The sequence below is a fragment of the Streptomyces sp. NPDC012510 genome (assembly GCF_042955065.1).
Lineage (GTDB): Bacteria > Actinomycetota > Actinomycetes > Streptomycetales > Streptomycetaceae > Streptomyces.
In genome coordinates this window covers 340550-358969 of sequence record NZ_JBIBEN010000002.1, presented here as the reverse complement: position 1 = coordinate 358969, position 18420 = coordinate 340550, and the positions used below count along the sequence as shown (strand labels likewise).

Genomic DNA, 18420 nt, shown 5'->3' with positions numbered 1-18420 from the left:
CCCGTTCAACTAAGGTAAGGCTAACCTAATTAACTTGGGGGAGGCTCTGGCTCTGCCGTGACTGTGATCACTTGTGGTGTCGCGAGCCGCTTAAGGTCGCTGGTGAATCGGGTGACTCGGGTGACTCGAGCGGCTCGGGCCGCTCGGGCGATCTGGTGATTCTGGTGGCAGCTGTCACTCGGCTACTCGCCGCGCTCCCGCAGCTGCTCCTCCGTCAGGCCCTCGCGCCAGTACCCGACGAAGGTGACCCTCCGCTTGTCGATCCCGCGCTCCCGCACGAGATGGCGGCGCAGTTCCTTCACCCGGCCGGACTCACCGGCGATCCAGGCGTACGGCAGCTCACCGGGCGGCAGTTGGGCGGCACGGATGGTGTCGAGCGTGGTCGGCGCACCCTCCGCCCGCACCAGCCAGGTGATCTCGGCGTCGGCCTCGGTGGCCAGGTCCTGGATGACCCCGGCGTGGTGGACCTCCAGCCAGACCCGGGCCCGCGTGCCCGTGGGCAGTGACTCCAGGATCGCGGAGGCGGCGGGCAGCGCCGTCTCGTCACCCCAGATCAGCACCAGATCGGCGTCCGCAGGCGGCCGGAAACGGATCGCCCGGTTGTCGGCGATCGCGGGCCCGAGCAGCACGACCCGGTCGCCCGCCTGCGCGGCCGACGCCCACCGGGACGCGGGCCCGGCGGGCTCGGCGGCGCCCGGCTCCACACCGTGCAGTACGAAGTCGATGTCGATCTCGGCGGTGTCGCCGTCGGCGTCCGACCGCAGCCCCCGCAGGGTGTACGAGCGCATCACCGCCCGTACGTCGTCGGGCAGTTCCCGCCACGCCTGCCACCAGCCGTCCCCCAGCTCGTAGGGCACGGCCGGGGCGTCCTGTCCCGGCTGCGGCAGGAACAGCGACAGCGACTGGTCCCTGCCGTCGGAGTGGAAGAACCGGAGGTCGTCCCCGGCGAACGAGACCCGAACGAGAGACGGCCCCAGCCGCTCCGTCCGTACGACCTGAAGAGAGAAGAAACGGAAGGGTGCGGCTACGGCCGTCGTCATTTCTGGTTACTCCGTGATCAGGGGCGGGGCGGGAGGAGGAGGGAAGGGGGCAGCCCGGGACACCCAAGGGGCGCGGGGAACTGCGCGACCAGCCACCTACGACCCGCCCGCGGACGAATACGGCGTCAGGAGACCTTCTTCGCGTTCTCGATCGCCTCGGCCAACTCCTCGAGCAGCGGCGCGCACTTGTCGTAGGACAGAATCGGCTCGGGGTTACGCCCGATGACCTGCCCGGCTTTCACCGCGGGAAGCTTCTTCCACGTCGCCTCCTCGATCGCGTCCGGCTGGATCGCCGACGTGCGGTTGTCCATGATGATGACGTCCGCGTCGTACTTGTCGACGTTCTCCCAGCTCAGGTTCTCGAACCAGCCCCCGCTGGCCTTCAGCGCGGCGGCGCTCGGCTCGACGAAGTTCACGCCGAGGGCCTTGTAGTACTCCAGGTCGATGGAGAGGTTCGAGCCGGAGACGTAGAAGATGTCCTGGCTGGCGGAACCGGCCAGCACCTTGATGTCGGGCTTGGCCTTGCAGGCCGCGCGCAGCCGGGCGGCGGCGTCCTCGAACCGCTTCTTGGCCGCGGTGATCTTCTCCGACTCCACGTCCGCGCCCAGCGACTTGGCCAGCTCCAGCACGCGTTGCAGGGGCTCGGTCATCTGCCGGTCGTACACGGAGACGCCGACGCTCGGGGCGAGCTTGGCGATCTTGTCCTTGGAGGCCTCGGGGACGTACCACAGGGTGCCGGCGTCGTCGAACATCGTGGTGATGAGGACGTCGGGGGCGAGCGCGGCGTACTTCTCGACGTTGAACTCGTCCCAGACGTTGCCGAGGATGGTGACCTTGCTGACGTCGAGGTCGCCGGCCTGGACGTCGGCCTTGCCGTCCTGCGTCTTGGTCGGGCCGAAGACGCCCTTGACGCCGATGCCGTAGTCGTGGAGCGCTGCGGCGACACCCACGAAGGCGACGATGTTCGTCGGGACCTTGTCGAGCTTCACGGTCGTGCCACGGTCGTCCTTGAACGTCCAGGGGCCCGACTTGGCGGCAGCCGACTCCTTGCCGGAGCCAGTGCCGCTGCTCGCGTCCTCGTCCCCACAGGCGGCGAGCACGGCACCGAGACCGAGTGCGCCACCGGCGGCGAGGATGCCACGGCGGGTGAGGTGAGCGGCTCTGGCGTTGGACATAGGTATGGCTACTTTCGAACGGGGCGGGGGTGCCGCCCGAGGGTGAGTTCGAAGGAAGGTTAGCCTAACCTCACCTCGTGTCCAGCGGGGGGTTCCGGGGAGTGGACCGTGCAGGCCGCCACCGGTCCTGACCTTTGAGTTTCCTGTGAATCGAAGGTTGGTGGGGTGCGTGAGGGGTGGGGTGCCCTTAAATCAGCCGCCCTCCTCGCGAAAGGGAAGGTTCGCCTCAGGTCCCTTCGGTTCGGGCGGGTGGGCTCAACGGCCCGCCGCCGGGGGCTGTTTGGGGCCCCGGCGGCGTTCGGTGCATCGAAGGCCCGTGCTCGCCGCTGGCCGAAAATATTTGCTCTCTTGTGCCCATGCCCGCCCGGGCGGCTGGACCGACGCCAAGCGGTAACCATCAGCCTGGCGCCAAATCTATTTATTCTAGGTCCAGTTAGGTTAACTCGACTTAGTGGCCCTCGCGTTGTGGTCGACCGGATCGGAAATGCGAGTTTGAATGAAGACTTGGCGTTCCTACTGGAAGCATCTCTTTCTCCTGGGAGTTGCAATCGTGGCGGTGGCGCAGCTCAGTCGAGGAATGGGGGAGCCGTACAGCCACTTGGTCCCGACCGTCTTCTCAATAGGCTCGGGGGTCGTGATCGGGAATTTCATCAAATACCGGAGGAATGAAGAGGATCGGAAGGGGCAGGCACGGCGCGGTCCGCAAGAGGGCGACGAACGACGAGCCGTGACCGATGGGGCGTCAGAAGCGGCGGCACCTCGGCAACCGCGGTTGACGGAGGCGAGTGCGACACCGAGGGGCGCGGCTGTCACCGCGCATCCCCGTCGCCGGCCGCTGTTCCGGTGGGTCGCGCTTGCCGCCGCCGTGGTCATGAGTCTGGGGATCGCGGGTTCCGTGGCTGCTGAGCGGGATCCGCAAGTGGACCTGACAGTTGTCGCGGAAGACGCGCAGGGGAGGTGCACCGTGACGTGGAGCGATCCATGGAGCGGTGACACGCGCCGCGGGCCGTTCCGATGTGACCCCGGCCGGGATCCGATCCTGAGCGACTGGGAGACCGGGTTCGTCGTCTCGTACGGGCCGTGGAAGGGCGACCTGTACAACGCCGACCTTGAGGGCACCTCCGCGAACGCCGTCAATGACTGGTTGTTGGTCGTCGGGTTCCTGGTCCTCGTCGGCTCCGGTGTCGCCGGCGGCGTGCGGGTCGCCCGTCGTGCGGCCGAGCGGCGCCTCGCGCGAGACGTGCGCGTGTCCGACAGCCCGCGAGCGCGAGTGAGCGATGTCTCTGCCGAGTGCGAGGGGCCTCCCCGCGAAGTCGGGGAGTCGTTGCTGAACGACCGCGCCGATCCTCACACCGGCCCGCCGGACCACAGCTCAAGGGGGCGGAGGCCGGCGGTTGTCGGCTACGGCCTGATCACCCTGCTGTGCGCAGCAGCAACCTGGTGGGCGGTGACAACAGGACTCGCCCGGCTGGACCTGCTGGAGGATGTGGTGCGGGTGCGGATCACCGAGTGCCACATGGAAGGGGGAGGGCGCGGCGGAAGCCGCATCGTATGCAGTGGCCCGCAGTTGGACACCACTGCCACGCGCACGGTGACGGTTTCGTACGACGGTCGGAAGGGCGAGGTCATTCGAGCCGTGCGGAAACCCTGGGGCGGTTATGAAGCGGTGGACAGAAGTCTTGTCTCGTGGGGCGTCGCTGTGCTCTTTCCCGTTCTGCCGCTCTGCGCGACAGGGGGTGCGGGTGCCTTGACGGTCAGAGAGGTTCGTCGAGTGCGGCGGGAGGTATCTGCGTCAAGCTGACGGCTAGTCACGCGGTGGGGCCGCCGCCTGGGGCTGTCGTACGCATCCGGATGTTCTGCCGGCGGTGGGCCGTCGCCGTCGAGATCGAGCGTCACCCCAGGCCCGCCCGCCGTCTGCACGCCGCCGAGCAGGCCATCGACAGCCCGGATCCCGCCGTGCGGGCGCGCGCGATCCGCGAGGCCGGTGGCATCGTGCGCGCCGCGCATCGGCAGGTCGGCGGCGGACGGGGCGCGCCGCTTCGCTGAGCAGACCGGATCAGCCTGACAACCCCAACTCCCTGGCGATCAGCATCCGCTGCACCTCGCTCGTGCCCTCGCCGATCTCCAGGATCTTGGAGTCGCGCCACATGCGGGCGACCGGGTACTCGTTCATGAAGCCGTAGCCGCCGTGGATCTGGGTGGCGTCGCGGGCGTTGTCGACGGCGATGGTGGAGGAGTAGAGCTTCGCCAGCGCCGCCTCCTTCTTGAAGGGCTCGCCGGCGACGAGGCGGTAGGCCGCGTCGCGCCAGGCGAGGCGGGCCGTGTGGGCCTTCATCTCCATGTCGGCGATCTTGAACTGGATGGCCTGGTTGGCGCCGATCGGGCGGCCGAAGGCGTGCCGCTCCTTCGCGTACTTCACCGACTCGTCCACGCAGCCCTGGGCGAGGCCCGTGGCGAGCGCCGAGATGGCGATGCGGCCCTCGTCGAGGATGCGCAGGAACTGGGCGTAGCCCCGGCCGAGTTCGCCCAGGAGGTTCTTCGCCGGGACCCGTACGTCGGAGAAGGACAGCTCGCGGGTGTCGGAGGCGTTCCAGCCGACCTTGGAGTAGGGGGCGGCCACCGTGAAGCCCGGGGTGCCGGACGGGACGATGATCGAGGAGATCAGCGGCTTGCCGTCCGGGGTGCGGCCGGTGACCGCCGTGACCGTGACCAACCCCGTGATGTCAGTGCCGGAGTTGGTGATGAAGCACTTGCTGCCGTTGATGACCCATTCGTTCGTCGACTCGTCCAGACGGGCCGTCGTCCGGGTCGCCCCCGCGTCCGATCCGCCGTCGGGCTCGGTGAGGCCGAACGCGCCGAGTATCTCGCCGGAGCAGAGCCGCGGCAGCCACTCCTCCTTCTGCGCCTGCGTACCGAAGAGGTGGATCGGCATCGCGCCCAGGGACACCCCCGCTTCGAGGGTGATCGCCACGGACGAGTCCACCCGGGCCAGCTCCTCCAGCGCGATGCCCAGCGCCAGGTAGTCGCCGCCCATGCCGCCGTACTCCTCCGGGAACGGCAGTCCGAACAGCCCCATGCGGCCCATCTCGCGCACGATCTCGTACGGGAACTCGTGCCGCTCGTAGAAGTCGCCGATCTTGGGCGCGACGACCTCGTGCGCGAACTCCTCGACCGTGCGGCGGAGTTCTTCCAGCTCGGGGGAGAGTCGGTGGTTCATGGGACGTCATTGCTCCTTGAGGTCCTCGGGGCCCTCGGCGTCCTCGTGGGACAGGGCTCGTACGGTGCGGGACGGGCTGGGTCGGCCCAGGTGTCCGGCCATCCACGCGCTGGTGGCGACGAGGCGGCCGAGGTCGACGCCCGTGTCGATGCCGAGTCCGCGCAGCATCCACACGAGGTCTTCGGTGGCGAGGTTTCCGGTGGCGGACTTCGCGTACGGGCAGCCGCCGAGGCCGCCGGCCGACGCGTCGACCGTCGTGACGCCGTGCCGTAGCGCCGCGACGGTGTTGGCGAGGGCCTGGCCGTAGGTGTCGTGGAAGTGCACACCGAGGGACGGGGTCGGTACGCCCGTCTCGTTCAGGGCGGTGAGCAGGGCCTGGACATGGCCCGGGGTCGCCACGCCGATCGTGTCGCCGAGGCTGAGTTCGTCGCAGCCCATGCCGAGGAGCGCACGGCAGACCCGTACGACCTGGGGGATCGGGACCGGGCCCTCCCAGGGGTCGCCGAAGCACATGGAGAGATAGCCCCGGACATGGCCTCCCTCGGCCTTGGCCCGGCTCACCACCGGCTCGAACATGGCGAGCGCCTCGTCGACCGTACGGTTGAGGTTGGCCCTGGCGAAGGACTCCGTGGCGCTGGCGAAGACGGCGACCCGGCGCGCGCCCAGCGCGAGGGCGCGGTCGAGTCCGCGTGCGTTGGGGACGAGGACGGGGAGGTCCACCGGGAGGTCCCTGACGAGCGGGAAGAGGGCCTCGGCGTCGGCCAGTTGGGGCACCCACTCGGGACGGACGAAGCTGGTGGCCTCGATGGTGGTGAGGCCGGAGTCGGCCAGGCGGTGGACGAACTCCGCCTTCACCCGCGTCGGGACGGTCGCCTTCTCGTTCTGCAGGCCGTCCCGGGCGCCGACCTCGTGGATACGGACGCGGGTGGGGAGGCCGTCGGCGGGCGGTGCGGCCACGGTCATGGGCAGGCCGGGGGCGGTCATACCGTCGCCTCCCCGTCCATCGGGTCCGCATGCGGCGAGACGACCGCCAGCACCTGGTCCGCATGGGGCGCGACGACCGCCAGCACCTGGTCCATCGCGACGGTCGTGCCGGGCGAGACGTCCAGCTCGGCGACCGTCCCGGCGTGCGGCGCGGAGACGACGTGCTCCATCTTCATCGCCTCCACCACCAGCAGGCTCTGCCCGGCGGTCACCTCGTCCCCGACGGCCACCTTCACCACGGTGACCGTCCCGGGCATGGGGGCGGTGAGCGAATCGGCCCCGGCGTGCGCGGCGCCGGTGAGGGCGGCGGCGACGGGGTCGTGGTCGCGCACGTGCCAGGCGTCGCCGTCGCGGCCCAGCCAGTCGGCGGCGTGGTGGAAGGTGTGGGTGAGACCGTCGAGGTGGAAGGTGAACCGGCCCGCGCCCCCGGCACGCGGGGGCGCGCCCCCGGACCCCCTGAGGGGGGCGGTCGCGTCGGCCGCCAGGACCTCGGCTCCGCCGTCCGGTGCGCGGCGCACGCGCACGGTCGTCGGCTCGTGGCCCGGTAGGCGCAGGTGGTGCGCCGTCCAGGCGGTTTCGCCGCCCAGCCGCCAGCCGACCGCCGTGTCGAACGGGTCGGTCCAGCCGGTGTCGTCGCCGGACGACTGGCCGAGCGCGGCCTGGCGCAGCAGCGCCGCCGCCGCGTAGACCTCGCCCGGCACCTCGTCCGAGACCAGTCCTTCCACCTCGCGCTCCACCAGCCCGGTGTCCAACTCCCCGGCCATCACCGCCGGATGGGCCAGCAGCCTCCGCAGGAACCCGGCGTTCGTCTGCACGCCCAGCGTGACCGTCTCCGCGAGGGCCGCGCGCAGGCGCCGTAGCGCGGTGGGCCGGTCGGGGCCGTAGGCGATGACCTTCGACAGCATCGGGTCGTAGAGCGAGCCGACCTCCGTGCCCTCGCTGAGGCCGGAGTCGGTCCGTACGCCGTCGCCGTGCGGTTCGCGCAGACGCAGGATCGTGCCGCCGGAGGGGAGGAAGCCCCGGGCGGGGTCCTCGGCGCAGATCCGCGCCTCCACCGCGTGGCCCGTCAGCGTCACGTCCTCCTGTGCGAAGGCCAGCCGGTCGCCCGCCGCGACCCGGAGCTGCCACTCCACCAGGTCGACGCCCGTGACCAGTTCGGTCACCGGATGCTCGACCTGGAGGCGGGTGTTCATCTCCATGAAGTAGTACGCGGAAGGGTCGCCGCCGGGGACGATGAACTCGACCGTGCCCGCGCCGGAGTAGCCGCAGGAGCGGGCCGCCTGGACCGCCGCCTCGCCCATCGCGGCGCGGGTGGCCTCGTCGAGCAGGACGCTGGGCGCCTCCTCGATGATCTTCTGGTGGCGGCGCTGGAGGGAGCATTCGCGCTCGCCGAGGTGGACCACGTTCCCGTGACCGTCGGCCAGGACCTGGATCTCGATGTGCCGGGGGCGGTCGATCCACCGCTCCACCAGGAGGGTGTCGTCGCCGAAGGAGGCGCGGGCCTCGCGGCGGGCGGCGGCGATCTCGTCGGCCAGCACGGCCTCGTCCCGCACCAGCCGCATGCCCTTGCCGCCACCGCCCGCGCTGGGCTTCAGCAGCACCGGCATGCCGATCTCCCGTGCGGCGTCGGCGAGTTGGGCGTCGGTGAGCCCACTGCCGCTGGAACCGGGCACCACCGGCACCCCGGCCGCCCGGACCGTCTCCTTCGCGCGGATCTTGTCGCCCATGAGGGAGATGGCCTCGGCGGGAGGTCCGATGAAGACGAGACCCGCGTCAGCGCACGCCCGCGCGAACTCGGCGTTCTCCGCGAGGAAGCCGTATCCCGGGTGCACGGCCTGTGCGCCCGTGCGGGCCGCCGCCTCCAGCAGCCGTCCCACCGAGAGGTAGCTCTCGGCCGCCGGTGCCGGACCGATCCGTACGGCCGTGTCGGCCGCCCGTACGTGCCGGGCGTCGGCGTCCGCGTCGGAGAAGACGGCGACCGAGCGGACGCCCAGCGACCGCAGCGTACGGATGACGCGGACGGCGATCTCTCCTCGGTTGGCCACGAGGACCGTGTCGAACATGGTCACCTGCAGAGCCCCCTCACATCCGGAAGACGCCGAACTGGGGCTCACCCAGGGGCGCGTTGGCACAGGCGGTCAGGGCGAGGCCCAGGACCTGCCGGGTGTCGAGGGGGTCGATGACCCCGTCGTCCCAGAGGCGGGCGGTCGCGTAGTAGGCGTTGCCCTGGCGTTCGTACTGGGCGCGGATCGGGTCCTTGAAGGACTCCTCGTCCTCCGCCGGCCACTGCTCGCCCCGTGCCTCCACCTGGTCCCGCTTCACGGTCGCGAGGACGGACGCGGCCTGCTCGCCGCCCATCACCGAGATCTTGGCGTTGGGCCACATCCACAGGAAGCGCGGTGAATACGCCCGGCCGCACATCGAGTAGTTGCCCGCCCCGTACGAGCCGCCGATCACCACGGTCAGCTTGGGGACGCGGGTGCAGGCCACGGCCGTCACCATCTTGGCGCCGTGCTTGGCGATGCCACCGGCCTCGTAGTCCCGGCCGACCATGAAGCCGGAGATGTTCTGCAGGAAGACCAGCGGGATGCCGCGCTGGTCGCACAGTTCGATGAAGTGGGCGCCCTTCTGGGCGGACTCGGAGAACAGGATCCCGTTGTTGGCGACGATCCCGACCGGGTGGCCGTGGATCCGGGCGAAGCCGGTGACCAGGGTCTGCCCGAACTCCGCCTTGAACTCCGCGAACCGCGAACCGTCGACCACGCGCGCGATGACCTCACGCACGTCGTACGGCGTGCGGGAGTCCACCGGTACGGCGCCGTACAGCGTGAACGGGTCCACCTTGGGCTCGACGGCCGGCTCGACCGACCAGGGGAGCGGGCCCCGGGAGGGGAGCGTGGAGACGATGGTGCGCACGATGCGCAGGGCGTGGGCGTCGCTCTCGGCGAGGTGGTCGGTGACGCCGGAGATCCGGGAGTGGACCTCGCCGCCGCCCAGCTCCTCGGCGGTGACGACCTCGCCGGTGGCGGCCTTCACCAGGGGAGGGCCGCCGAGGAAGATCGTCCCCTGGCCCCGGACGATGACGGCCTCGTCACTCATGGCGGGTACGTACGCGCCGCCGGCCGTGCACGAGCCGAGGACGGCCGCGATCTGGGGGATCCCCGCCCCCGACATCCGCGCCTGGTTGTAGAAGATCCGCCCGAAGTGCTCGCGGTCGGGGAAGACCTCGTCCTGCATGGGGAGGAAGGCGCCGCCGGAGTCGACGAGGTAGAGACAGGGGAGGCGGTTCTCCAGGGCCACCTCCTGGGCCCGCAGGTGCTTCTTCACCGTCATCGGGTAGTACGTGCCGCCCTTGACGGTGGCGTCGTTGGCGACGACCACGCACTCCCGGCCGCCGACCCGCCCGATCCCGGCGATGACGCCTGCCGCGGGGGCCTGCCCGTCGTACATCCCGTCGGCCGCCAGCGGGGCCAGCTCCAGGAAGGGGGAGCCGGGGTCGAGGAGGGTGTCGACCCGGTCGCGCGGCAGCAGCTTGCCGCGTGCGGTGTGCCGTGCGCGCGCCTTCTCGCCGCCGCCGAGCCGGGCCGCGGCCAGCTTGGCCCGCAGCTCCTCGCCCAGTGCGCGGTGCGCGGCCTCGTTGGCACGGAAGGGCTCCGCCGCGGGGTCCGCCGCGGTCGTCAGCACCGGTGCCTGGTCCATCGTGCGGTCCCCTCACCCAGTGATCGCCTGTTAATGAGCGTTAACGCGTTTCCTTCAGGTTAACGACCGCTAACCCCCCTGTCTAGAATTGCCTCCATGGCCACGAGAACCGACGCGCCCACCCGCCGCGAGCAGATCCTCAAGGAAGCCGCCCGCCTCTTCGCCGAACGCGGCTTCCACGGGGTCGGCGTCGACGAGATAGGGGCGGCCGTCGGCATCAGCGGCCCCGGTCTCTACCGCCACTTCGCGGGCAAGGACGCGATGCTCGCGGAGTTGCTGGTGGGGATCAGCGGGCAGCTGCTCACCGGCGCGAAGCGCAGGGTCGCCGAGGCCGACGGAGTGACGGTGCGGGGGAGTGCCGGGGGTGCCGAGGGTGCCGCCGGGCGCGACCCGGAAGCGGTCCTCGACTCCCTCATCGAGGGCCACATCGACTTCGCCCTCGACGACCGGCCACTGATCACCCTGCACGATCGCGAGCTGGACCGCCTCCGGGACAGCGACCGCAAGCTCGTGCGTCAGCTCCAGCGGCAGTACGTCGAGCTGTGGGTGGGGGTGCTGCGCGAGGTCTATCCGGGGCTGGCGGAGCCGGCGGCGCGGTCCGCCGTGCACTCGGTGTTCGGGCTCCTGAACTCGACGCCGCACCTGGGCCGACCGGGTTCCCTGCCCGGGCGGACGGCCACGGCCGGGTTGCTGCACCGGATGGCCCGGGGGGCCTTCGGGGCGGCGGGCGGGGATGCGGGCGGGGATGCGGCGCCGCGCGGCTGACGTGGCTGCCGGTCTTCACTGGGGCAGGCCCACTCACTCATCCCTCGCGGTGCTCCGTTCGGGCACGGACAGTGACCGGTATGCGTCAGGACGTGACCCGCGCCCGTGCGGCGCGGATGGGCCGACTAGCCACCGGGCGCTGGAAGACGCCTGGCGTATCCAGGCGTCGCAGGGCGCTGACCTGCGGCCGAGCTGTAAGCCTTGGCTGTGAGGTCAAGCTTTCGGTACAGCTCTGGCGTATCCCACTAGACTCCGACACGTTCTCGCCGGGACGGCGAGCCGAAGCAAGCCGAGTGTGGAACGGGCAGTGATCGAGTGGGGTCGAGTGCGGTCGGCGCGGGGGAGCAGGAACTTCCGATGCCGTTGACGCTGGGGGAGCTGGAGTCGTACCTGGCGAAGGCGGCTGATCTGCTGCGGGGCAGTATCGATCAGGCGGACTTCAAGGCGTACATCTTCCCCTTGATGTTCTTCAAGCGGATCAGTGATGTGTACGACGAGGAGTACGCCCGTGCGCTCGACGAGTCCGATGGCGACCACACGTATGCGGCGTTCGAGGAGAACCACCGGTTCATCATCCCCGAGGGATGCCACTGGGAAGACGTGCGCGAGCGTACCGAGAACGTCGGTGAGGCGCTCAAGAGCGCCTTCCGCGGGATCGAACAGGCCAACCAGGGCACGCTGTACGGCATCTTCGGCGGCGCGACCTGGACCAACAAGGACAAACTGCCGGACAGTAAGCTGATCGACCTGATCGAGCACTTCTCGACCAAGATTCTTTCGATCTCCCAGGCCGCCCCCGACGTGCTGGGACAGGCGTACGAGTACCTGATCAAGCGGTTCGCCGACCAGTCCAACAAGAAGGCGGGCGAGTACTACACCCCGCGCGAGGTGGTCGAGCTCCTGGTCAATATCCTCGATCCCCAGGAAGGCGAGACGGTCTACGACCCGGCCTGTGGCACCGGTGGCATGCTGATCGAGGTCATCCAGCACATCAAAACCTGCGGCGGCGACCCGAAGACGGTGCTCGGCAAGCTGTACGGCCAGGAGAAGGTGCTCACCACCTCCGCGATCGCCCGGATGAACCTGCTGCTGCACGGCATGGAGGACTTCCACGTCGAGCGCGGCGACACACTGCGCGACCCGGCCTACTTCGACCACGGCCGGTTGGCGCGGTTCGACTGCGTGATCGCCAACCCGCCGTTCTCGTTGAAGAACTGGGGCCACGAGCAGTGGGCCTCCGATCCGTGGGGGCGTAATGAGCTGGGCGGGGTGCCGCCGAAGGGGTACGCCGACTGGGCGTGGGCCCAGCACATGCTCACCTCCGCCGCGCCCACGGGAGGAAGGGTCGCGGTCGTCCTCCCGCAGGGCGCCCTTTTCCGTCAGGGCGCCGAGGGCCGTGTCCGCGAGCACATCCTCAAAGCTGGCTTCGTGGAGGCCGTCATCGGCCTGGCGCCCAACCTGTTCTACGGCACCGGCCTGGCCGCCTGCGTGCTGATCCTGCGCCGTCAGCGCCCCTCCGAGCAGCAGGACAAAGTGCTCTTCGTCAACGGGGAGTCGCTTTTCAGGCGCGGCCGTAACCAGAACACCCTCGAACCCGACCACGCCGAGACCCTTCTGAAGGCATATCAGGAGTACGCCGACCAGCTCGGCCTGGCCGCGGTCGCGACCTTGGACGACATCAAGGCCAACGGCTGGAACCTGAACATCCCGCTGTACGTCGAGCCCGCCGACACCGGCGAGCAGATCACCCTGGAGCAGGCCTTGGCCGAGCTGGAGACCGCCCACGCGAAGGCCCGCGAGACCCGCGCAGAGCTGGAGGCCGAGCTGGCGAAGTGGGGGCTGGGCGCATGACCACGACAAGCCCGAAGCGGATCACCCAGCGGGAGCTGGAGTCCTACCTGTGGGGTGCCGCGGTGCTGCTGCGGGGGCTGATCGACGCCGGCGACTACAAGCAGTACATCTTCCCGCTGGTCTTCCTCAAGCGCATCTCCGATGTCTACGACGAGGAGCACGCCGCCGCCCTGGAGGTGTATGGCGACGAGGAACTTGCCGACCTCCGGGAGAACCACCGATTCGCCATCCCTAACGGTGCCCACTGGGCTGACCTGCGCAAGGTCACCAGCAACGTCGGCACCGCACTCAAGGCCGCGATGCGGTCCATCGAGTCCGCCAACCCCGACACCCTCACCGGCGTCTTCGGCGACGGCGAGTGGACCAACAAAGACCTGCTCCCCGACTCGACCCTCTCGGACCTGATCGAGCACTTCTCGACCAAGACGCTGTCGGTGGCGGCCCTTCCAGAGGATGAGCTCGGGCAGGGCTATGAGTACTTGATCAAGAAGTTCGCCGACGACTCCGGCCACACGGCCCAGGAGTTCTACACCAACCGCACCCTGGTGCACCTGATGACGATGATGCTCCAGCCCGAGCCGGGGGAGTCGGTCTACGACCCGACCTGCGGCACGGGCGGCATGCTCATCTCCACCGTCGCCGAGCTCAAGCGTCAGGGCAAGGAGTGGCGAAACCTGCGCCTGTATGGCCAGGAGCTCAACTACGGCACCTCGGCGATCGCGAAGATGAACCTCTTCCTCCACGGCATCACCGATGGCCACATCGCCCACGGTGACACCCTCGCCAAGCCGGTATTCCTCGACACTCATGGCCGGCTGCAGACCTTCGACGTCGTCCTGGCCAACCCGCCCTACTCCATCAAGAACTGGAACCGTGCTGCCTTCACAAAGGACCCCCACGGCCGCAATATGTGGGGCGTGCCTCCCCAGGGACGCGCCGATTACGCCTTCTTTCAGCACATCGCCAAGAGCCTCGACCCCAAGACCGGCCGCGCCGCGATCCTCTTCCCCCACGGCGTGCTCTTCCGCCGCGAAGAAGTAGCGCTGCGTGAGGCCTTGGTAAAGTCCGACCTGCTCGAAGCCGTCATCGGCCTTGGCCCGGGGCTCTTCTACAACTCCCCGATGGAAGCCGTCGTCATCATCCTGCGCGCCACCAAGCCCGCCGAGCGACGCGGCAAGGTGCTCTTCATCAACGCCGTGGGCGAGGTCGCCCGCGAACAGGCCCAGTCCTTCCTCCGCGACACACACCAGACCAAGATCCTCGGCGCTTACCAGTCCTTCACCGGCGACGACGGCTTTGCCGCCGTCGCCACTGTCGACCAGATCGGCGAGAAGGGCCACAGCCTCGCGATCCCTCTGTACGTCGGCAGCGCTGCTGCCGCCTTGGGCGCGACCATTGAGCCGGTCGATGTCGTGTTGGCCAACTGGCGCGAGGCAGCAACCACAGCGGACTCGGCCATCGGCGGCGTGCTTGCCATGCTTCGAGCGGAGGTGGCTCGATGAGCCTCGATCTAGACAAGTCCACCTGGAAGCGAGTCGCCTTCGGCGACGTCGTCCGCAACCTGAACGTGACTGTCAAGGACCCGAGTGCGGAAGGTATCGATCAGGTCATCGCCATGGAGCACCTCGACCCAGGCGAACTCAAGATCAGCCGCTGGGGGAGCATCGAGGACGGCACCACCTTCACCCGCCGCGTGAAGCCCGGACAGACCCTCTTCGGCAAGCGCCGCGCCTACCAGCGCAAGGCCGCCTACGCTGAGTTTGACGCCATCACGTCCGGCGACATCCTCGTCTTCGAAGCAGACCCGACCCAGCTCCTACCCGAGTTCCTACCATTCCTCGTGCAGAGCGATGGCTTCTACGACCACGCCCTTGGCACCTCGGCAGGCTCGCTCTCACCGCGCACCAACTGGCGCGACCTCTCCAACTATGAGTTCGACCTTCCACCCCTCGACCAACAGCAGCACCTCGCCGACCTCCTCTGGGCCCTTGAGCGGCATCGGCTGGCCACTACGCAACGCAGCGACGCCGCTTCGTCGTTGCGTTCAACTCTCGTTCGGGAACGACTTGCTGACGGAACTAAGGCAGAGGTTCCGCTGAGAACCTTGATTCGACCTGGCACCAGCATCACCTACGGCATCGTCCAGGCTGGTCCAGAGGTCGAAGACGGAGTGCCGTACATCCGAGTGTCCGACATGACCGACGGTGTCCTGTCGGTACGCGGCATGAAACGTACCTCGCCCGAGATCGCCGAGCGATTCGAACGCTCGCGCGTCGAAAGCGGGGACTTGGTGGTGGCGCTTCGCGGGCGGACTGGGCTTACCCTCCGAGTGCCAAGCGAACTGGACGGCGCGAACCTGACGCAGGGAACCGCGCGGGTCGCAGTTGACGACGCGCAGGTGGACCCGGATTACGTGCTTACGATCATGAACTCCGACTGGATGAGTCGCAAGATCGGCAAGCAAGCGAAGGGATCCACGTTCACGGAGTTGACGTTGGCCGCACTTAGAGGTCTACCGATTCCGCGCTTGGGACGAACAGGGGAGGCCGCGCTCCTTGCTGAGTTGACTGCGTTGGACGGCGCAACGTGTGCGTCATCGGAAGACCTTGACTCGCTCGGTGAACTCCGGCGCTCTCTGCTGAACAACGTCTTCGGGGGTGCTGAATGACCTTCAACGAAGCGAACACGGTCCGCGACTACGTGCGGGACTTGATGCAGACCGACGATGTGCGGTTCGTGCCAGGGAGTCATCTGCCGCGGCGTACGGACGAGGTCATACTGGAGCAGCAGGTGCGCGAGGCGCTGATCAGCCTCAACCCGGTGATCGAGGCTGATCCGAGGCTGGCAGATGAGGTGATCTACCAGCTGCGGGCGATCCTGATCTCCGCGCGCAGCACGCCGAATCCGGTCGTGGCGAACGAGCAGTTCGCGGCATGGCTCACAGGGCAGAAAACCATGCCGTTCGGGCCTGATGGCGAGCATGTGACCGTCAGACTGATCGATTTCGACCAGCCCGGCGAGCACAGCGCGAACAACTGGATCGTGTCGACCGAGGTGACCTACGGGGTCGGGCGGCTGGAGCGACGCTTCGACCTGGTGATCTGGTGCAACGGCTTCCCCCTCGTTGTGGGGGAAGCGAAGTCGCCGGTGCGGCCGGCGTACTCCTGGATCGACGCGGCCGCGCAGGTCAAGGAAGACTACGAGGTCAACGTCCCGGCGTTCTTCGTGCCGAATGTGCTCAACTTCGCCACCGAGGGCAAGGACCTCCGCTACGGGTCGGTCGGGATGCCGGTGGAGCTGTGGGGGCCGTGGCGGGCGGATGAGTCCGGTGACGACCACACGCCGGTGAAGACAGGCCTCGCGACGGTCAAGGACGCGGTCGAGGGCGTCCTGGATCCGGATGCGATCTTGGACTTCCTGCGGTTCTTCACGCTGTTCGCGACCGACAAGAAGCACCGCAAGATCAAGGTGATCGCGCGCTTCCAGCAGTTCCAGGCGACGAACCTGATCGTGGAGCGAGTGCTGCACGGGCGGATCAAGCAGGGGCTGATCTGGCACTTCCAAGGGTCGGGGAAGTCGCTTTTGATGGTGTTCACCGCGCAGAAGCTGCGTGCGATGGCAGGGCTGACCTCTCCGACGGTGATCATCGTGGTCGACCGGATCGACCTGGACACCCAGATCACAGCGACGTTCAACGCCTCCGACGTACCGAACCTGGTTTCGACGGAGTCCCGCAAGGAACTGCAGGCGCTCCTGACTGCGGGGGCGCGGAAGGTCATCATCACCACGATCCACAAGTTCGGCGAAGCACCCGGTGTGCTGGACGCGCGCGACAACATCATCGTGATGGTCGACGAGGCCCATCGCTCCCAGGAGGGCGACTACGGCCGGAAGATGCGCGAGGCGCTGCCCAACGCGTTCCTGTTCGGGCTGACCGGCACGCCGATCAACAAGCGCGACCGCAATACGTTCATGTGGTTCGGCTCCGAGGCCGACGAGCACGGGTATCTCTCGCGCTACTCCTTCTCCGACTCCATCCGCGACGGCGCCACACTGCCGCTGCACTTCGAGCCACGCCTCTCGGAGATCCACCTGGACGAGGAGTCGATCAAAACGGCCTTCAACGAGCTCGCCGACCGCCACGGGCTCACCGAGGAGGACCGCACCGCACTGTCGAAGAAGGCCGCCTCCCTGGAGACGCTGATCAAGGCCCCCGACCGGGTCCGCAAGATCGCCGTCGACATCGCCGAGCACTTCACCACGAAGGTCGAACCGCAGGGCTTCAAGGCGCAGGTCGTGGTCTACGACAAGGCCACCTGCATGGCGTACAAGAAAGAGCTTGACGGCCTGCTCGGCTCAGACGTGTCCACGATCGTGATGTCCGCCGGCCGCGGGGACAAGGCGGCCTGGAAACAGTGGACGCCCGGCCGGGAGGAGCTGGAGCGGATCACCGCCCGCTTCAACGACCCGGCCGACCCATTGAAGATCATCATTGTGACCGCGAAGCTCCTCACCGGCTTCGACGCCCCGATCCTCTACGCCCAGTACATTGACAAGCCCCTGCGCGAGCACACCCTGCTCCAGGCGATCTGCCGCACGAATCGGGTCTATCCGCCTGCGAAGACCCACGGCCTGATAGTGGACTACCTCGGCATCTTCGACGACGTCGCCCAGGCCTTCGAGTTCGACGACAAGTCCGTCCAGCAGGTGATCTCCAACATTGCCGTACTCCGCGCGCAGCTCGGCCCCGCGATCGAGGCTGCTCTGGCGTTCTTCCCGGGTGTCAACCGCACCGTCGGCGGCTATGAGGGCCTGATCCAGGCGCAGACCGCGATCGACTCCGACGAGTCCCGCGACGCTTTCGGAGCCGCGTACAGCTTTGTCGCTCAGCTGTGGGAGACCCTCTCCCCGGACCCGATCCTGTCCGAGTACGAGTCGGACTACCGCTGGCTGACCGACGTCTACCAGTCCGTGCAGCCCACCGACGTCACCGGCCGACTGGTCTGGCACACGCTGGGCGCCAAGACTCTTGAGCTCATAAACGAGCACGTCACCGTGGAGGTCCCCCGCACCGACCTGGAGACCATCGTCCTCGATGCGCAGGTCATCGAGGACCTGATGACCGGCAAGCGCAAGGACGTCGACCCCGTCGAGGTCGAGAAGTGGATCACCGCACGCATTGCCAAGCACGTCGGCAACCCGGCTTTCATCGAGCTTGGGCAGCGGTTGAATGCTCTGAAGGAGAAGTACGCCCACTCTCAGCAGGCATCGCTGGAGTTCCTCAAGGAGCTCTTCGCGCTGGCGCGAGACACGGTCGCAGCGGAGAAGGCCGCCGCTGAAGTGCCCCGCGAGGAGCGTGGCAAGGCCGCCTTGACCGAGCTCTTCGAGTCACTCAAGGGCGAGGAGACCCCGATCATCGCCGAGAAGGTCGTCGACGAGGTCGACTCCGTCGTCCGTACCGTCCGCTTTGACGGCTGGCAGGGCACCACCGAAGGCGATCGCCTCGTGCAGCAGGCGCTCCGCAAGGCGCTCTACATCAAGTTCAAGATCCGTGACCAGGATGTTTTCGGGAAGGCACTGGGATACATCCGGGAGTACTACTAACTGCTCCATAGCCCAGGCCAGGCGGCGAGAGCACCGTCGGGCAGGGGGCTGCTGGGTTGTCACGTAGCCAGGGCCGCCGGACAGT

13 protein-coding genes are annotated in these 18420 nt (G+C 68.4%); 7 read left to right on the top strand and 6 right to left on the bottom strand.

Going from position 1 to position 18420, the window contains the following annotated elements:
- Nucleotides 1-182 precede the first annotated feature (182 nt).
- Nucleotides 183-1040 carry a siderophore-interacting protein gene (locus ACFY9I_RS04405; protein ID WP_390996491.1) on the bottom strand — a complete coding sequence of 286 codons (858 nt, stop codon included), beginning with the start codon at nt 1038-1040 and terminating at the stop codon, nt 183-185.
- A 125-nt stretch (nt 1041-1165) separates the two neighbouring features.
- The gene (locus ACFY9I_RS04400) at nt 1166-2215 is read right to left on the bottom strand and encodes an ABC transporter substrate-binding protein (RefSeq protein WP_390996488.1); all 1050 of its coding nucleotides are present in this window, start codon (nt 2213-2215) and stop codon (nt 1166-1168) included.
- Nucleotides 2216-2711: 496 nt separating this feature from the next.
- Here ACFY9I_RS04400 and ACFY9I_RS04395 point away from each other — a divergent pair, with 496 nt between their 5' ends.
- Together ACFY9I_RS04395 and ACFY9I_RS04390 are read left to right on the top strand one after the other, a co-directional pair.
- Nucleotides 2712-4016 carry a hypothetical protein gene (locus tag ACFY9I_RS04395; protein ID WP_390996486.1) on the top strand — a complete coding sequence of 435 codons (1305 nt, stop codon included), beginning with the start codon at nt 2712-2714 and terminating at the stop codon, nt 4014-4016.
- A gap of 14 nt (nt 4017-4030) precedes the next feature.
- Nucleotides 4031-4261, top strand: a complete 231-nt coding sequence (locus ACFY9I_RS04390) for a hypothetical protein (protein ID WP_390996483.1) — start codon at nt 4031-4033, stop codon at nt 4259-4261.
- Nucleotides 4262-4271: 10 nt separating this feature from the next.
- Here ACFY9I_RS04390 and ACFY9I_RS04385 read toward each other — a convergent pair whose 3' ends face one another.
- From ACFY9I_RS04385 to ACFY9I_RS04370, 4 genes are read right to left on the bottom strand one after another with little or no spacing between them, the layout of a single operon-like run.
- Nucleotides 4272-5432, bottom strand: a complete 1161-nt coding sequence (locus ACFY9I_RS04385) for an acyl-CoA dehydrogenase family protein (protein WP_390996480.1) — start codon at nt 5430-5432, stop codon at nt 4272-4274.
- Nucleotides 5433-5438: 6 nt separating this feature from the next.
- Complete coding sequence (locus ACFY9I_RS04380; protein ID WP_390996478.1) at nt 5439-6416, bottom strand: hydroxymethylglutaryl-CoA lyase; 978 nt, start codon at nt 6414-6416, stop codon at nt 5439-5441.
- On the bottom strand, nt 6413-8479 hold the full coding sequence (locus tag ACFY9I_RS04375) for an acetyl-CoA carboxylase biotin carboxylase subunit (protein ID WP_390997013.1): 2067 nt from the start codon (nt 8477-8479) through the stop codon (nt 6413-6415). Before ACFY9I_RS04375 ends, ACFY9I_RS04380 begins: the two co-directional genes overlap by 4 nt.
- A gap of 19 nt (nt 8480-8498) precedes the next feature.
- Entirely contained in the window at nt 8499-10115 is a 1617-nt protein-coding gene (locus ACFY9I_RS04370) for a carboxyl transferase domain-containing protein (RefSeq protein ID WP_390996475.1), read from the bottom strand.
- Between the two features lie 96 nt (nt 10116-10211).
- Between ACFY9I_RS04370 and ACFY9I_RS04365 the strand changes: the two genes are divergently transcribed.
- The 5 genes from ACFY9I_RS04365 to ACFY9I_RS04345 all read left to right on the top strand — a co-directional run bounded on the left by ACFY9I_RS04365 (nt 10212) and on the right by ACFY9I_RS04345 (nt 18335).
- A complete protein-coding gene (locus ACFY9I_RS04365) occupies nt 10212-10880 on the top strand; it encodes a TetR family transcriptional regulator (protein ID WP_390996472.1) in 669 nt (222 codons plus the stop codon).
- 357 nt (nt 10881-11237) lie between these two features.
- Nucleotides 11238-12731, top strand: coding sequence for an N-6 DNA methylase (locus ACFY9I_RS04360; RefSeq protein ID WP_390996469.1), 1494 nt, complete (start codon nt 11238-11240; stop codon nt 12729-12731).
- Nucleotides 12728-14233 carry an N-6 DNA methylase gene (locus ACFY9I_RS04355; RefSeq protein WP_390996467.1) on the top strand — a complete coding sequence of 502 codons (1506 nt, stop codon included), beginning with the start codon at nt 12728-12730 and terminating at the stop codon, nt 14231-14233. Before ACFY9I_RS04360 ends, ACFY9I_RS04355 begins: the two co-directional genes overlap by 4 nt.
- Nucleotides 14230-15399 carry a restriction endonuclease subunit S gene (locus ACFY9I_RS04350; RefSeq protein WP_390996465.1) on the top strand — a complete coding sequence of 390 codons (1170 nt, stop codon included), beginning with the start codon at nt 14230-14232 and terminating at the stop codon, nt 15397-15399. Before ACFY9I_RS04355 ends, ACFY9I_RS04350 begins: the two co-directional genes overlap by 4 nt.
- On the top strand, nt 15396-18335 hold the full coding sequence (locus ACFY9I_RS04345; protein ID WP_390996462.1) for an HsdR family type I site-specific deoxyribonuclease: 2940 nt from the start codon (nt 15396-15398) through the stop codon (nt 18333-18335). The genes ACFY9I_RS04350 and ACFY9I_RS04345 overlap by 4 nt, the downstream gene beginning before the upstream one ends.
- The last annotated feature ends 85 nt before the right edge of the window (nt 18336-18420 follow it).

Coding starts and splice junctions, on each gene's coding strand:
- ACFY9I_RS04405 (WP_390996491.1), bottom strand. CDS start 1,040: ATGACGACGGCCGTAGCCGCACCCTTCCGTTTCTTCTCTCTTCAGGTC.
- ACFY9I_RS04400 (WP_390996488.1), bottom strand. CDS start 2,215: ATGTCCAACGCCAGAGCCGCTCACCTCACCCGCCGTGGCATCCTCGCC.
- ACFY9I_RS04395 (WP_390996486.1), top strand. CDS start 2,712: ATGAAGACTTGGCGTTCCTACTGGAAGCATCTCTTTCTCCTGGGAGTT.
- ACFY9I_RS04385 (WP_390996480.1), bottom strand. CDS start 5,432: ATGAACCACCGACTCTCCCCCGAGCTGGAAGAACTCCGCCGCACGGTC.
- ACFY9I_RS04380 (WP_390996478.1), bottom strand. CDS start 6,416: ATGACCGCCCCCGGCCTGCCCATGACCGTGGCCGCACCGCCCGCCGAC.
- ACFY9I_RS04375 (WP_390997013.1), bottom strand. CDS start 8,479: ATGTTCGACACGGTCCTCGTGGCCAACCGAGGAGAGATCGCCGTCCGC.
- ACFY9I_RS04370 (WP_390996475.1), bottom strand. CDS start 10,115: ATGGACCAGGCACCGGTGCTGACGACCGCGGCGGACCCCGCGGCGGAG.
- ACFY9I_RS04365 (WP_390996472.1), top strand. CDS start 10,212: ATGGCCACGAGAACCGACGCGCCCACCCGCCGCGAGCAGATCCTCAAG.
- ACFY9I_RS04360 (WP_390996469.1), top strand. CDS start 11,238: ATGCCGTTGACGCTGGGGGAGCTGGAGTCGTACCTGGCGAAGGCGGCT.
- ACFY9I_RS04355 (WP_390996467.1), top strand. CDS start 12,728: ATGACCACGACAAGCCCGAAGCGGATCACCCAGCGGGAGCTGGAGTCC.
- ACFY9I_RS04350 (WP_390996465.1), top strand. CDS start 14,230: ATGAGCCTCGATCTAGACAAGTCCACCTGGAAGCGAGTCGCCTTCGGC.
- ACFY9I_RS04345 (WP_390996462.1), top strand. CDS start 15,396: ATGACCTTCAACGAAGCGAACACGGTCCGCGACTACGTGCGGGACTTG.